We start from the raw sequence: 14,721 nt of genomic DNA on the forward strand, positions 1-14,721 counted from the left end.
ACGGTGCATCCAGGCATTGAGAAGTGTGATGCCCTAGTGGTTGAGGAACCCATGACTCCTCAGTGCATCGAAAAACTTTGGAACAGCCAGATAGGCTTGCACCTGCTACCGGTGATTGACCTAACCGGCACACTGGGAGTCAGGGCAGATCTGGATGCCTCTAACACGCTCAAGGCAGACCCTACAGAGTATGGCAAGTTGATCGACTCCTTTAACTTTCGCCGTTCTCAGTTGCACCCGGATTTCTACAACCCCCAGAACGATGACGACAAAATCCTGGCCCGCATCTTTGTCTCAGGGATAAGCCTGACCCCTAGCTACCAACCAGACTCGCGCACCACCGTTTGCTTTAACACCCTGTTAGATTCAGAAACGGTATTGCGCGAATGCGAAAAAATGATGACGGCCGAATTACTGGCCGGCAGCTTTTTTGACCGACGGCATATTTGTAACGGTTGCAGTGCCTCTCAATTTAATGTGCGCGAAGAGTGCCCGGAATGTCGATCCCCCAACTTGAGAGAATCCTTCTATCTACACCACTTTAAGTGTGCCTACCTTGGGCCTGAAGACGACTTTCGCCAGGGCGAATATTTGATCTGCCCCAAGTGCCGAATGGAAATGAGCCATTTCGGCAGCGATTACGACAAACCGGGCACCATTTTGATATGCAATTCCTGCGGCAAATCCAGTTCAGAAACAGAAGTTGGCTTTTTATGCCTTAATTGCGATACCCATATAGATGGAGATTCGGTAAAAACCGGGGATATTTTTAAATATAGCCTCACCGAAAAAGCCGTTCATTACCTGCATGCTGGCCATGCATTCTTGGAACTCACCCAGCAAAGCCCTATCTTTGCCGGGCTTCCATTCGAACTTATCGTAGTATTAAACAAAGAGCTGAAAGATTGGAAAAACAATGAGAGCGAATTTGCTCTGCTGTGCATCAAATATGAAAATGAATATTTGATCGAGCAAGAACACGGTAACCGCCAATTTTTTCATAGCCGCAATCAGTTTTTCCAGAGTTTAAGCCACTCGTTAAAAAAGGTTATGAAAGGGGAATACCCGGTTACCGCGGCCAAAGGCAGGATGGAAGATTTTATCCTGGTAAGCCATATCAGCCAGAAAGATCTGTACAAATTTAGTGAAGAAGCCGGGCAAAGAGCCGCGAGTTCTTTGCGATTGGATGTAGAACCCATCCTCCAGGTCTATGGCCCCGAGGACCTGAGCTAATGTGGGAAGAAATTCAGGACGGCTACTATTACCTTATCTCTCAAAGCTATACAACGCTTTTCTTGATGCTCTGGGTGGTGGTGATCTTCGAGATCCCCCGCTACTTATTTTCGTTCTTTACTGCGCTGGTTTTTTTTACTTCAAAACTTGAATTTGAACCCGACATTGTAAGCCTAGGGAAAGTTTCTGTCATTATTGCCGGCCATAACGAGGAAGAAAGTATTGAACAGTGCGTATTGAGTTTATGGGAGCAGAGCCGCCCCCCCGATGAGATAATTGTGGTAAATGACGGTTCCACCGATGGTATGAGACAAAAAGCCTGCGCCTTATTGAAGCAAGGCCTTATTCACGGTGTACATTCAACAGAATTACGCGGAGGTAAATCGTCGGCCCTAAATTTGGGACTACGCTTTACCTCTGGAGACATTATCTTAAATGTGGATTGCGACTGTTCATTCGACTATAACGCCATTAAAAGAATGCTAGAGCAATTTGATAATCCTATGGTAGGGGCGGCATCAAGTAATATCTTTGTACGCAACTGGGATACCAATCTATTAACGACATTCCAAGCTATTGAATATATGATCGCTATTTCCCTCGGCAAGCACGCGCTTACGATGCTGGAGCAAATGTCCTGCGCCTCGGGGGCTTTCAGTGGATTCAGAAGAGAAGCACTCATTCAGGCCGGCGGTTTTGATTCTGGTGGTGGCGAAGACCTGGATGTCACATTGCGTATACGGCACTATGGCTGGAAGGTAGAGTATGCTGCCGAATCCATATGCTATACCGATGTACCGACCAATTTGGGCGCACTGATTCGGCAGCGATTCCGCTGGGAGAGAGATGCGGTTCGCCTGCGTTTTAGAAAGTATCGCCACTTTATCAACCCGTTTGAGCAGCGCCTTAAATTTAGGGAATTTTTTCACCAGTTTGAATTCTTGTTATTTAATGTAATCGCCATTCTGGTGCTACCTTTTTACCTGGCTTGGCTGTTTTATCATTACGGTGTGAATGGCTGGTTTATTTTAATAGGGGCACAAATTGTTCTTATTATTCTCGATATAATTACTTTTACTCTCAGTGCGCTGGCCGTTAAAAAATTTAAGCCTGCCCCATTGTGGCCCTACTTATTAGGTTACAGTATCTTTTACGTCAATCTAATGCGTATCGTACGGCTCTACTCTTATATTCAGGAGTGGGTATTTAAATCTTCCTACTATGACACTTACGCACCGTCCAAAGTGCATCGTGTCAGGGAGTAAGTAGTATGAGAACTATACGAAAACATATTCGCCCAGATACCATGGCCAGTGAGGTCCGCCCCCATCATAGTGCCATTGGGCGGCGCATCTATATCGGGGTATTGATATTATTTGCCCTGGCTATTCTGCGCTATCTATTTGGGGATTTGTTTATCCTCAAAGGAGACGGGCTGGTCCTTAGGGATTACGCTGCGGTTGAGATGGGTTATATTACCAGAGTAACCGCGGTAGAGGTTGATGAGGGGGAATCGGTTAAAGAAGGGCAGCTACTTCTCAAAATAGAATCTATGGAATTACTGGAGCGCTTGGCAGATCTCTCCAGTCGCCAGGCCAACCTGATTCAAATTTCCGCCGAGTTTACCCTGCTTTCCGAGACTGCCAAACAACTGCTGGTTCCCGCAGAACACCGCAAGCAAGAGATAGAAGAGATTCTGGCGCGAATTAATAAGCTGGCCGACAAGGGTTTTGTCAGCAAGATCACCTATCAGGAAGTGCTCAGGGATAACTTTAATGCGGGCCAGGAACTGGTCAAGATTCAGGTGGAAAGCACCACGCTAGACAAGAAGAGAAAAGCCGTCGATGCAGCAATCAAGGTAGCCGGAACGGCCTACCAGAGACTGAAAGACCACTATGATGATGGCCGTGTACGCAGCCCGGTAAATGGCTTGGTCGGCGCAACTGTACCCTCTGTAGGCGATGTCTACCGAGAGGGGGAACCCCTAATGCAAGTCTATTGGGGGGAACCCTATGTACTCGCCTATATGCCGCGCCGATATATTCTTGCTCTTCGGCCGGGCATGGTTGTCACGGTCAAGAGTGGTCGCTACAAAGATAAAGGCGTGATCTCTGAGTTACTGCCCATTTCCGACCAACTGCCGGAAGAATTCCAGAATACGTTTAAACCCCAGGAGCGCAATCAGCTCGCCAAAATAGTACTCTCTGATCCAGAGCATTTTCCCTTATCTGAAAAGGTACAAGTTACTCTGGAATTAAACTGGAAGGATCTCTTTGTAGAGAACTTTATGGATTAAAGGTTTGTCAGGCATTAAATTCTGTCAGTGCCGCCCTCAACCATTCCGGCAAGGTTATCTTCTGTTTGGTTTCAACCGAAAGGGTGACATAAGTAATTGTTGCCGTAAAAGCCAATAGGTCTGGGGTGAGATGGGCCTGCACAAGAAAGGTGAACGACTGATTGCCAACCTTGAGTACGCTGACTTTGAGCTGTAACTCCTGATCCCAAGTAACTGGGCTTAAGAATTCCAGATTAAAGGCCCGCACCGGTGTCAGGAACCCTCGCTTCTTCATAGTGGCTATAGCCGGCCCATCAAATAAAATAGACATGGCTTCATGGGTAGCCTCCAAGGCAAAATTGGAAAACCTCGGGGTATAAACAATACCCTCGGGATCACAATCCCCAAATAAGACCTTGCGCTTGACAGTTATCATAAGAGGTTCTCCCATTAAGCCAGGCAGCCATTCTAATCCAGCGCTCTATTTACATCCTGCCAAAGCAGATAACCAATCCAACCATAAACAGATCATTTATTCATCACGGCTAAAAAGCGTCAGCAAAGTGACTTCTGGCGGCACCAGAAATCTTACCGGCAGGATACTGGTGCCTACCCCTGGGCTCACAAACAGGTGTTTGCCCTCCTCTTCGATATGCCCAATGGCATAGCGCTCCCCGTAGCGGGAGGGCACAATCGGGCGGCCAATCAAGGGCAAAAATACCTGGCCGCCATGGGTGTGGCCGGCAATCGTCAAGGCAATCCGTTGTGGAATCTGGGGAAATATATCTGGGTTATGAGTGAAGGCTAAGACTGTCTCTGACTCTTCAATGGCAGACATTGCCCGATCTATATTGTGTGGCCCCTCCCAGAAATCACTGATGCCAACCAACTGAAAGGCACAGTGGCCGCTACTGATCTTGGTGGATGCATCTTCCAACAGCGGGATGCCTTTCTCAGTAAAAGCCCGCTCTACTCTCTTCGGGTCCAGCCACCAGTCATGATTGCCCATTACAGCAAAAACGCCCAAGGGTGCCCTGAGGCTAGCAAGCACTTCAGCGGCACTCTCCGGCGTCACAAAAGAACCACCGACAACCCCCTGAATAACAAAGTCACCGGGGAGTAGCACTAAGTCAGGACTGCTGGCATTTACTTGGTTAACCAATGAGCGCAGGCTTTCAATACCCTTATAGGGGGAACCCACGTGTAAATCCGCCAATACCGCCACGCTTAAACCGCTACAGGAAGCTGGCCAAGACTCCAGGCGAAGCGCTTGCTCATTGATCCTGAAGCTTCTTGGCTCAGCGAAAAAGGCCCAAACGGCAAGGGTAAGAGCAACAACCAGAGCCACTAGAAAGACAACCCGGTACTTTCCCCGTGGCCAGCTCAATAATTCTCCCGATAGCTTACTCAACAGCTTTTTCAATGAGGTACTCTCAACTTACAGATAACTTTTATATCGTGCTTTGTGCCGGGTGGCAGTCACAACTGGAGAGTTCTCGTACAATCTCACAGGAATCAGTAGAACCAGGGCCGCCACACTGGCTGCGCAAAGACAGCAAACTCTTCCGCAATTGCTCGAGCAATGCCATTTGGCTGTCCACCCTATCAATATGCTCATCTACCAACGCATTGATTTCAGCACAATGCTCTCTCGGTTGCTCCCGCAAGGTTAACAGTTTGCGTATATCCTCAATGGGCATATCGAGGGAGCGACAGTGCCGTATAAAACGCAATTGCGCCAAGTGCGCTTCTGAATACAGACGATAATTGCCTTCGGACCTCAATGGTTGCGGCAGCAAGCCCACCTGTTCGTAGTAACGCACCGTTTCCACCTTGCAGCCTGCCTGCTTGGCCGCCTCCCCTATTCGGTAACGCATGCCGGTGTCCCCTTGACTCTATAGTTACTAGAGGGATTGTAATGCTGGCTCACTCATTGAGCTATTCGAGAGTTAACCATGGGAAAACAGGATTCCACTTGCGGTTGTGGCAGTAGCACTGAACCTTTACAACAACCGCTCGATAGTGGCGCCGGAAAGGATAGCGAAAGCTCCCTCTTCTCAATCACCAAAATGGATTGCCCCACCGAAGAAGGTTTGATCCGCGCCAAGCTCACCCCACTCGAAGGTATTTACAGCCTGGACTTTAACCTGGTGCAACGCATTTTGCGGGTTGGACACGCTCCGGGTATGCAGCAACAGATCCTGGACATACTCACTCCTCTGGATCTGGATGCCAGGGTCGCCTCCCCATCGGATACAGAAAATGCACCACCCGCAACCAAGGCCAATTGGTGGCTGCTGGGAGCGGCCGGCTTGGCGGCACTCGCTTCTGAGGTGGTGTTCTGGTTACAGGGGGGAAACAGTTGGCTGGTCATGTTGCTGGCATTAGCCGCCATTGCCGGCGGGGGGCTCTCTACTTACAAAAAAGGTTGGATCGCCCTAAAGAACCGCAACCTGAATATGAATGCGCTGATGTCCATCGCGGTCACGGGCGCACTTTTGATTGGGCACTGGCCCGAGGCCGCCATGGTGATGGTGCTGTTCACCCTCGCCGAACTGATTGAGGCCAAGTCTCTGGACCGGGCCAGAAACGCTATTCGCGAGTTGATGGACCTGGCCCCGGAAACCGCCACAGTACTTCAGGGTGATGGCCAGTGGCGCGAGGTGAATGCAAAAACTGTTTCCCTCGGCGCCAAGGTCAGGGTGAGGCCCGGTGAGCGCATCGCCCTGGATGGCGAAGTAATAAAAGGCAACTCTGCGGTGAACCAAGCCCCAATCACCGGGGAGAGCCTTCCGGTAGATAAAGAAGCTGGAGACAGCCTCTTTGCCGGTAGCATCAATGAGTCCGGCGCCCTGGAATATAGGGTGACTGCCGTAGCCAGTGATGCCGTACTTGCCCGAATCATCCACGCGGTTGAAGAGGCGCAAGGCAGCCGCGCGCCCACCCAACGGTTCGTCGATCAGTTCGCGCGCTGGTATACCCCCTTGGTATTTGCGGTTGCCCTAGCCACAGCGTTAATTCCTCCGCTGTTTTTCTCCGGTGCCTGGATGGAGTGGATCTACCGCGCCCTGGTACTACTGGTTATCGCCTGCCCCTGCGCCCTGGTCATTGCCACCCCGGTCACCATCGTCAGTGGCCTCGCAGCAGCAACAAGACACGGCACACTGATTAAAGGGGGGGCATACCTCGAAGAGGGGCGCCGGCTGCGCTGGCTGGCCCTGGATAAAACCGGCACCATCACCCATGGTGCACCACAGGTAACAGATTTTGCCCTGATAATGGGCAAGGATGAGGCGCGGGTAAAGCGCCTCGCCGCCAGCCTCGCCCACCGCTCCGATCACCCGGTTTCGAAGGCAGTGGCAGAATTTCTCAACGCCAGTGGAGCACCCTTACTAGAAGTAGAAGCCTTTGAAGCCCTGGCCGGGCGCGGGATTCTAGGAGAGATTGAAGGCACAGGCTATTACCTGGGCAATCACCGCCTAGTGGAAGAATTGCGCGTTTGCAGTGAGGAGCTAGAGGATCGCCTCTCAAAACTGGAGTATCAGGGGAAAACAGTCGTTATGTTGGTGGATGCAAACCGTGTTTTGGCTCTGTTTGCCGTAGCCGATACGGTAAAAGAATCCAGCCGCAAAGCCATTGATGAGCTCCACCAATTGGGGGTGAAAACCCTGATGCTGACCGGTGACAATCAGCACACCGCCGATGCCATTGCCAAGGAGGTGGGCATAGATCGGGCCATGGGCAACCTGCTGCCAGAGGATAAACTCCGTGAAGTGGATTCCCTTGCCGGCCACGGCCGGGTCGGCATGGTGGGCGACGGAATCAATGATGCACCAGCCCTGGCGCGAGCCGATATCGGTTTCGCCATGGGCGCCACCGGCACCGATACCGCCATAGAAACGGCAGATGTTGCCCTGATGGATGACAACCTGGGTAAAATCGCCAGCTTTATCCGTCTCTCCCGTACGACAGCTCATATTCTCTGGCAAAACATTATCCTTGCCCTGGGTATCAAAGCGGTCTTTCTGGCACTTGCCTTTGCCGGTGAAGCCACTATGTGGATGGCAGTATTCGCCGATATGGGAACCAGCCTGCTGGTGGTTTTCAATGGGTTAAGACTGATGCGGAAGTGACCACAAAACAAGACGGTAGAAAAGTCTAGAAAATAGAAAAGACAGTACCAATTATTTAATACGCAACCAGTCTATCCCGTAGAAGCTCTCGTTAAACAGGTGCTTGAATACGCAATTGTTGGTTACCTTATTAACCAGCAAAAGCAGGCACCTTCGAGAGTTTCTTTGGATAGTGCAAAATTGGCATGACAAAAAACTTTAAACATAAAGAAAGCAGAACTCAGCAACACTGATAACACGCTGCAGGCCTACAATAAAATATTTCGATTCCGCTTTAGCAAGACATGCCCACTGGCACTTAGGAAGTGTCTAAGCAAAGAATTATGCTGGCAAAAAGCCCTCTCAAAAAACCAACCAAATAGAAACTAGTTCAAAACACCGCTTATCCCCTTTAGGCCTCACCTTGTCGTAGGCCAATTGCAGGAAAATCAGCATCCCCATACCCTTTTGTCAACTACAACACTAAAGACATTAAGTCTCTTTAGCGCCAGATAGTCTCACCACAAACATTAATCTAAGAATAATATCGACTAGAGCCCCCGAATGCGAAACAGTCAATTTAGAGCATTTCTTGCCAGCAGCATCATTTCTACCACTCTATTTTCTAGCTCTAGTATTTTTGCTGATGATAGCCGTGCAGTACTCGTTGAGGCTGCACACCCGTGGCAGCAAGCTATTAATACCAGATTATTTTGTTCGGTGTTATCTCCTCCGCTACATCAAGTCTCCAGCCACACTGAAGCCGAACTCACCCAAGTAAAACCCGTAGGATCAATTATTAAAGCTGGCGAGTTAGTAGCGGCACAGGATGGATTTTATCTCTCTCAGGAGATTGAGATTATTCGCACAGATATTGCAATCACACAGAGCCAGCTTATTTATGCGGAAGAAGAGCTGAGCAGATTGGAGAGACTTCGCTCAGCGGACATGGTGTCTCCGTCCCACTTAAACAGTCTTAAGCTCAATGCTGATACCTACCGGCTCACAAAGCAAAGACTTGAGCACCAGTTAACAACAGCTGAATACCGTTTAGAACGACTGCAACACTATGCAAGAACTGATAGTCAAGTTGTAAGTATAGAAGCCAACCCCGGTGAGAGACTGAATTCGGGGCAAAGAATCATGCAGTTGCTGCCTCTGAAAGAAAATCAAATTGAGTGCAGCCTTCCCGAAGAAAAATTAAACAATGAGAATTTACTCAACAGCAGCACCTTTACTTTTAGGGACCAAAATATCCCCTTAAGAAATATTAGTCATACGGTCAATCCCGAAACGCAAAATCTCAACCTCTACTTTGAAACCGAATCAGAGCAGTTCCCGTCTCTATTGGTAGGACAGAGATTCGAAATAACGATGCAAACACCCCTCTCAACTAAAAACACGCGGGAGTGGGTAACAAAAGTTCCCAGTGATGCCGTAATACTAGAGGGCGACCAATATAAAGTCTGGACTTTAGACAGTGATCAAAGGGCGGTTAGTACCGAGGTTCAAATAATAGATACCTTGAAGGGGCACTTTGTTGTACGTTCAACCATTAAACCTGGAGATCTTGTAGTCGTTCTGGGTTATGAAGGCCTACAACCCAATGAAACTGTCTCTCCGACAAAGAGGGAAAACACATGAAATCCCTGGAGAAATACAGTTCATTTATTATAAGTTGCACTTTTGCCTTAATTGTTGCCGGTATTATTGCGGGCCTAAACTTGCCTAATGCACTACTCCCCACTATCAATCGCCCACAAATTGCACTGGCTATTCCATGGCCGGGAAAGACAGCGGAAGAGATAGAACAGATATTAGTTGCACCACTTGAGCAGGAGCTATCGAGCCTAAGCTACCTGAAAGAGGTGCAGACAAATATCAACAGTGGCTTTGCCTGGGTCATGATTGACTTTCATTCTGAAGCAGATATGGAGCAAATGTATATTGAGGTACTCTCCAGAATTAATCAGGTACCCAACTGGCCCACACAAGTCCGAACACCCCAAGTTTTCAATTTTGCCAACGGTGCGGGGGCTACGCTGGCAACCTTCTTCCTCTATTCGAAGAAGTCAGCCAGTGAGCTGGAATTAATTGATGCATTTTTAAACCACGTAAAGCCAGCCATCAGTAAAATCCCGGGAGTATCCTCTATAGAAGTTGCCGCTACGCCTATCGCACAGCGTGTGGATATTGAGTTTGATCCAGAGAAGATGACTCAAAATTCCTTAAGTATTGCTGGGGTGACTGCACATCTTAATGATCTGGTGGACCGATCGGGCGGCAACCTGAAAATTGGCTCTAAAGACTATGCACTACACTTTAAGGGCCAAATCCCCCTAGATGAGCTCTCACAATTACCTATCGCCACACGTGGAAACCAGATTATACGGCTCTCTGACATTGCCTCTGTCAATGCACGGCCTGCATCTGACTGGGCATATTTTGCCCTTGAGGGTAATCGATCCTTTTATTTCTACTTGCTCCCCACCGAAAACGTCAATGCTCTTGACACTATTGCACAGCTGAAATCAACCATGGCGGAGCTGAATAGTGGAGAGTTAGCTCGGTTAGACATGGAATTGGCCATAAGCCGTGATGACTCCAAAGGAATCCGAGACTCCCTGAATCTGGTGTATGGTAGCCTCCTTCTTGGATCACTGCTAGCCTGCTTGGTTCTGTACTGGTTTCTGCGCAACCTGAAAACGTTAACGTTAATATTCCTCAGCATTCCCGTATGCATCTCCCTCGTCGTTGTGGGTATGTACATTGGGGGTAGAAGCATGAATGTTATTTCATTGGCAGGCATTGCTCTTTCTATCGGATTGATGGTAGATGCGGCAATTATTGTGGTGGAAAATATTCAAAGGCTTCGCCAGCAAGGCATTGGCACCCAGGAAAGCATTGTGCAGGGAACACGAGAAGTTACAGGTTCATTGGTATCATCAACGATATCAAGCGTCATTGTATTCTTGCCTATTATTGCCATGCAATCTGCAACAGGCCAGTTATTTAGAGATCTCGCTTTTACAATCTCAAGCGCTTTACTCGCCTCATTGCTCTTTGCCTTATTAATACTACCTTCATTCGCAAGGTACATATTGGTCCATTCAAAAAAAATAAAGAATGAATCTTCAAACACAAGAATTCTATTAGCCCTAAAAAGATGGGTTGCCCTTTCCATCAAAGCTACAGCTACCCCCAGACGGTCTATAACAGCCATAATTCTTGGGCTACCCATCGCACTCATAGCTACTTATGTTTCCACACCATCCATAGATGTATTGCCAGATCCAAAACAGAATATGGTTTCTGTTTTCATCAACTTTGAGAGCGCACTAGCCACAGATGCTATTAGAAAGGATTACGGGGAACGCGTGGTGAATCGAATCACCAACAACTTTAAGGAAATAGAAGATCATGTTTCCACTTACGGCATTATCTGCAACCCAAGCAATTGCAACCTCTATATGTATACCCAAGGCGATTGGGATTTTGAATCACTACGGGAATGGATAAATGAAAAAGTACTCTATGGACTGGTAGGCACCCGTATCCATTTCAGGCATGGGGGTCTTTTACGATTTGCAATGCCAAACAATCGAATAAGCCAACTGGATATTAAAGGGGCTGAACTTTCCAGGCTACAAATGGCTGGCACTGAGTTAATGAACCATCTGCGCGCAGAGTTTCCAGACGCACAAATCCAGGAGGGGAGCGCACTGCAAAACCGGGCTGTACGTATAGAGTTCCAACCTCGCCTGGATCAATTAACTTATTTAGGTATTACAGTTTCAGAGCTAAACCGCCAACTTATGGCTTTGACCGATGGGATATACATAGGCCATTTTTATACTGGCACTAACACGCTACCATTCTATTTCAAAGCAAAAGACCCTCAGAACCTGGAAGCACTTCTAAACACTGAAATATGGATTGATGGGCACGGCCTGATTCCTGTCCGTGAATTAGCAAGCGCGAAAATAACCCAAGCCCCGGCCAGCATTTTACGAGTTGGGCAAGAAGTCAGTGCATCGTTAAACCTAACCCCACCAGAAGGGGTACCAATGAAGTCATTTGTTGAAAATGTAGACCAATCGGTACAGTCCTTTTTAGCTGAAAGCTCCTATAGCGATTTGCACACTCAGTTCAGGGGCAGCGCAAACGAACTAAACCTGTTCCTAGTTGAATTTCTTAAAATATTCTTGGCTGCTCTCGCAGTACTCGCCCTGTTGATGTATTTTGCCCTAAGATCTGCAAAGCTGGCCGCCGCCGTGCTTTGCGCTATACCCCTCTCATTTGCCGGCGGGATGTTAAGTTTACAGCTATTAAACTTTTTCACCCCCCAAAGCCTTGATGTAATTACAATGATTGGATTCGTAATTCTGATGGGGCTTGTAGTCAACAACGCAATACTATTAGTGAATCAATTTCAAAAGTCATTACAGGCCGGGGCCAGTCAGCTAGAAGCTATTTATGCAGCAGCCAGCTTGCGCGCTCGTCCCATTATGCTAACAACAATCACCTGTATCTTTGGCAACCTGCCTTTGGTGTTAAATCCAGGGAGCAGTGCTGCAATTTATCGAGGCCTGGCGACGGTGATTACTGGCGGGATGATATTTAGCGCTCTGTTTGTTTTAGCCTTTATGTCTGCACTACTCTCACAAAAGCTGTTCCGCTCTGAGCAGCAGAGTTTTGCTCAAAAGATTGACTCGGACGTGCCTGAACCTGCTAGCGCGTAACATAAGGGTGGCGATCAATTGATCTAACCTGTGCTGGCAATAACAACCAAAATGTCAGCACAGGTATATCTCGCCGGTTTCTAATCTGCTATAGAGGTTTGTTTATTATCCTTAGTGAAAGTAACTACTCCAAACCCAATCACAAGTATCCCTATTCATCCATTTCCCCTAGCAACCTATATTGCGCAAAACGCCATCAATTTACGCCCACAACCTCTTTTTTTATATAGATACCCAGACGTTTTGCAAGGCGGACCAAGTTGCCCCTATCCATTGAGAGCGATTTCGCTGCCCTACTCCAATTCCCATCGCTCTGAGTCAATATATGCTTTATAAGATCCCGCTGATATTCTTCAGTGGCTACCCTAAGATTTATTGCCCCAAGCGGAGGCTGAACGGGCTTCTCAAACTCTGGTTGCGCCGCTATGTCATCCGGAATCTCTATATGTGCCGCTGTCAGCGATACAATTTCAGAGAGTGATGCGTTTTTTCTTGCCTTGAGCGCTGCGCGACTGATGATATGCTCCAGCTCTCTCACATTTCCAGGCCAGCCATAGCGCTTTAATTTACTGGAAGCATCTGCTGATAGCCTTAACTGACGGAAGCCTAGTTTCCTCGTGGAGCGCTCCAGAAAATAATCTGCCAGCAGGAGAACATCATTTTCTCTCTTTGATAGTGCGGGTACTTCCAGAGGGTAAACAGAGAGGCGGTGATACAAATCGGCCCTGAATCCACCTGAGTCGATTTCTTTGAGCAAATCCCGATTGGTAGCGGCCACAATACGCACATCTACATGCTGTACCGCATCCTTACCAACAGGCTGGATTTCACCACTTTGCAGTACCCGCAGCAGTTTACCCTGGACTGATAAAGGCAGTTCACCCACTTCATCCAGAAAAAGTGTCCCGCCGTTTGCCAATAGAAACTTTCCCGGGCGATCCCGATCAGCGCCAGTAAAAGCCCCCTTCGCATGCCCGAATAACTCCGCTTCTGCCAGTGTTTCAGTTAAGGAGGCGCAGTTGAGATAGACAAGGGGTTTTTCCCGGCGAGATGACAGCCGATGTACCGTGCGGGCAACCAGCTCCTTACCCACCCCAGTTTCCCCAAGAATAAGCACGCTGTAGTCAGACCCTGCAACTAATTCAATATCACTTCGCAAGGCCCTCATCACTTGGCTTTCGCCGATTAACTCACCGCCATCGCGCAGAAAGGCTTCCTGGGTCAACTCTTTCACCAGTTGTTCGGCATGTTCAGCAGAAAGGGACAGCGCTTTTAGCTCCAAAGCCGTTTTGAGAGTAGCGGCTGAGAGTGCGGCGATTAACTCAAGCGTTCGATCGCTAATCAGGCTATAGGCGTCTGAGGTCATACTATCCAAAGTAAGCAGCCCCACTAGATGATTGTCAGAATACAGTGGCAAACCGAGACAGGAGTGCACCGGTAGGTCCCCTTCCCTATCCAGTAGTAAGCCATCAAAAGGGTCCGGCAGATTGCAGTCAGAGGGGAAGCGAACGGGAGCATCAGAACTGCAGATTTGCGCTAGGCGGGGATGCTCGTTAATTAGGAAACGCCGCCCCATAGTACGCCTGGCCAAGCCCTGCACAGCAAGGGGGGTAAGCACCTCTCCATTCAGCCCCAGTAGGGCCACCGCATCACACTTAATTGCCTTGCGGATGGTGGAGAGCAGTCGTTCAAATCGGTCACTATTATTCAGGCTATTTGCGAGATCCAGAGCAACTTCAAGCAGTAGAGTAGAATTGATATCCACCATATCCCACCAAGTCAATAAGCTTCTTTTGTGTCATTATGACATGGTCGCTATATAGGTCAAATTGACACAAACGAATATCATAATTAGTTTAACCTATTGATTTATAAGAAATTATTAAGCTGGCATAACATTTGCGTAATAACCATTGAGGTTATTTAGTAATAGAGGCGAAGACAATGCTGGACACATACACTTTAAAAATTCGCAGGCGTTTTGAACTCTTGCTCAAGGCCGGAAATCTCACCCTGTTGCTCTCTACCCCCCTGCTATTACTCACCGTTGTCATCTGCTACCCGCTCTCCCATTATTTTTCTATCCCAGCCCAAGTGGCGGGCCATATTTTTATGATTATCAGTGCAACGTTTATCAAGATTGGCTATGTCAGCCGCTGCGTTGCGCAATACAACCTGTGCCAGGAAGTGCGCTAACTGATCACGCCGAGCTTCTCGCCTCCATCCCCTTTGGGGGCGACCTTTGTAGCTTTCAAACTTTCCACACCATCACCTCAGCAGCCGTATCTAACAACTACCTCAGTGCTATCTTCTCTTCAGGGCTGCCAACCCTGCACAGCGATCAATACAAACCCCATAA

At 48.3% G+C, this 14,721-nt stretch carries 11 protein-coding genes; 7 read left to right on the top strand and 4 right to left on the bottom strand.

All coding sequences use genetic code 11. From position 1 onward, the window contains the following. The first annotated feature begins 51 nt into the window (after positions 1 to 51). From ACJJIJ_RS08325 to ACJJIJ_RS08335, 3 genes are read left to right on the top strand one after another with little or no spacing between them, the layout of a single operon-like run. Positions 52 to 1,233, top strand: a complete 1,182-nt coding sequence (locus ACJJIJ_RS08325) for a TackOD1 domain-containing metal-binding protein (RefSeq protein ID WP_444939261.1) — start codon at positions 52 to 54, stop codon at positions 1,231 to 1,233. Further along, entirely contained in the window at positions 1,233 to 2,498 is a 1,266-nt protein-coding gene (locus ACJJIJ_RS08330; protein ID WP_444939262.1) for a glycosyltransferase family 2 protein, read from the top strand. Before ACJJIJ_RS08325 ends, ACJJIJ_RS08330 begins: the two co-directional genes overlap by 1 nt. Before the next feature lie 5 nt (positions 2,499 to 2,503). Continuing rightward, positions 2,504 to 3,529 carry an HlyD family secretion protein gene (locus tag ACJJIJ_RS08335; RefSeq protein ID WP_444939263.1) on the top strand — a complete coding sequence of 342 codons (1,026 nt, stop codon included), beginning with the start codon at positions 2,504 to 2,506 and terminating at the stop codon, positions 3,527 to 3,529. Positions 3,530 to 3,536: 7 nt separating this feature from the next. Here ACJJIJ_RS08335 and ACJJIJ_RS08340 read toward each other — a convergent pair whose 3' ends face one another. The 3 genes from ACJJIJ_RS08340 to cadR all read right to left on the bottom strand — a co-directional run bounded on the left by ACJJIJ_RS08340 (position 3,537) and on the right by cadR (position 5,385). Then, on the bottom strand, positions 3,537 to 3,944 hold the full coding sequence (locus ACJJIJ_RS08340) for an acyl-CoA thioesterase (protein WP_444939264.1): 408 nt from the start codon (positions 3,942 to 3,944) through the stop codon (positions 3,537 to 3,539). Positions 3,945 to 4,040: 96 nt separating this feature from the next. Then, on the bottom strand, positions 4,041 to 4,931 hold the full coding sequence (locus ACJJIJ_RS08345) for a metallophosphoesterase (RefSeq protein ID WP_444884758.1): 891 nt from the start codon (positions 4,929 to 4,931) through the stop codon (positions 4,041 to 4,043). 28 nt (positions 4,932 to 4,959) lie between these two features. Beyond that, on the bottom strand, positions 4,960 to 5,385 hold the full coding sequence (gene cadR / locus ACJJIJ_RS08350) for a Cd(II)/Pb(II)-responsive transcriptional regulator (protein WP_444939265.1): 426 nt from the start codon (positions 5,383 to 5,385) through the stop codon (positions 4,960 to 4,962). 78 nt (positions 5,386 to 5,463) lie between these two features. Between cadR and ACJJIJ_RS08355 the strand changes: the two genes are divergently transcribed. From ACJJIJ_RS08355 to ACJJIJ_RS08365, 3 genes are all read left to right on the top strand, one after another. Continuing rightward, the gene (locus ACJJIJ_RS08355; protein ID WP_444939266.1) at positions 5,464 to 7,641 is read left to right on the top strand and encodes a heavy metal translocating P-type ATPase; all 2,178 of its coding nucleotides are present in this window, start codon (positions 5,464 to 5,466) and stop codon (positions 7,639 to 7,641) included. 543 nt (positions 7,642 to 8,184) lie between these two features. Next, a complete protein-coding gene (locus ACJJIJ_RS08360; protein WP_444939267.1) occupies positions 8,185 to 9,264 on the top strand; it encodes an efflux RND transporter periplasmic adaptor subunit in 1,080 nt (359 codons plus the stop codon). Continuing rightward, complete coding sequence (locus ACJJIJ_RS08365; RefSeq protein ID WP_444939268.1) at positions 9,261 to 12,362, top strand: efflux RND transporter permease subunit; 3,102 nt, start codon at positions 9,261 to 9,263, stop codon at positions 12,360 to 12,362. Before ACJJIJ_RS08360 ends, ACJJIJ_RS08365 begins: the two co-directional genes overlap by 4 nt. A gap of 196 nt (positions 12,363 to 12,558) precedes the next feature. Here ACJJIJ_RS08365 and norR read toward each other — a convergent pair whose 3' ends face one another. Next, positions 12,559 to 14,130: a nitric oxide reductase transcriptional regulator NorR gene (gene norR / locus ACJJIJ_RS08370; RefSeq protein ID WP_444939269.1), complete on the bottom strand. Its 1,572-nt coding sequence runs from the start codon at positions 14,128 to 14,130 to the stop codon at positions 12,559 to 12,561. A 176-nt stretch (positions 14,131 to 14,306) separates the two neighbouring features. On the opposite strand from norR, the gene ACJJIJ_RS08375 reads away from it, so the two are divergent. Further along, the gene (locus tag ACJJIJ_RS08375) at positions 14,307 to 14,558 is read left to right on the top strand and encodes a hypothetical protein (protein ID WP_252081748.1); all 252 of its coding nucleotides are present in this window, start codon (positions 14,307 to 14,309) and stop codon (positions 14,556 to 14,558) included. Positions 14,559 to 14,721: the final 163 nt, after the last annotated feature.

Source organism: Microbulbifer mixtoriginis (SeqCode), from assembly GCF_052467945.1.

What these genes read in the sequence shown, in the direction of transcription:
- ACJJIJ_RS08365 (WP_444939268.1), top strand. Translation starts at nt 9,261, where the DNA reads ATGAAATCCCTGGAGAAATACAGTTCATTTATTATAAGTTGCACTTTT.
- ACJJIJ_RS08330 (WP_444939262.1), top strand. Translation starts at nt 1,233, where the DNA reads ATGTGGGAAGAAATTCAGGACGGCTACTATTACCTTATCTCTCAAAGC.
- ACJJIJ_RS08375 (WP_252081748.1), top strand. Translation starts at nt 14,307, where the DNA reads ATGCTGGACACATACACTTTAAAAATTCGCAGGCGTTTTGAACTCTTG.
- ACJJIJ_RS08360 (WP_444939267.1), top strand. Translation starts at nt 8,185, where the DNA reads ATGCGAAACAGTCAATTTAGAGCATTTCTTGCCAGCAGCATCATTTCT.
- cadR (WP_444939265.1), bottom strand. Translation starts at nt 5,385, where the DNA reads ATGCGTTACCGAATAGGGGAGGCGGCCAAGCAGGCAGGCTGCAAGGTG.
- ACJJIJ_RS08325 (WP_444939261.1), top strand. Translation starts at nt 52, where the DNA reads ATGACTCCTCAGTGCATCGAAAAACTTTGGAACAGCCAGATAGGCTTG.
- ACJJIJ_RS08355 (WP_444939266.1), top strand. Translation starts at nt 5,464, where the DNA reads ATGGGAAAACAGGATTCCACTTGCGGTTGTGGCAGTAGCACTGAACCT.
- ACJJIJ_RS08340 (WP_444939264.1), bottom strand. Translation starts at nt 3,944, where the DNA reads ATGATAACTGTCAAGCGCAAGGTCTTATTTGGGGATTGTGATCCCGAG.
- ACJJIJ_RS08335 (WP_444939263.1), top strand. Translation starts at nt 2,504, where the DNA reads ATGAGAACTATACGAAAACATATTCGCCCAGATACCATGGCCAGTGAG.
- norR (WP_444939269.1), bottom strand. Translation starts at nt 14,130, where the DNA reads ATGGTGGATATCAATTCTACTCTACTGCTTGAAGTTGCTCTGGATCTC.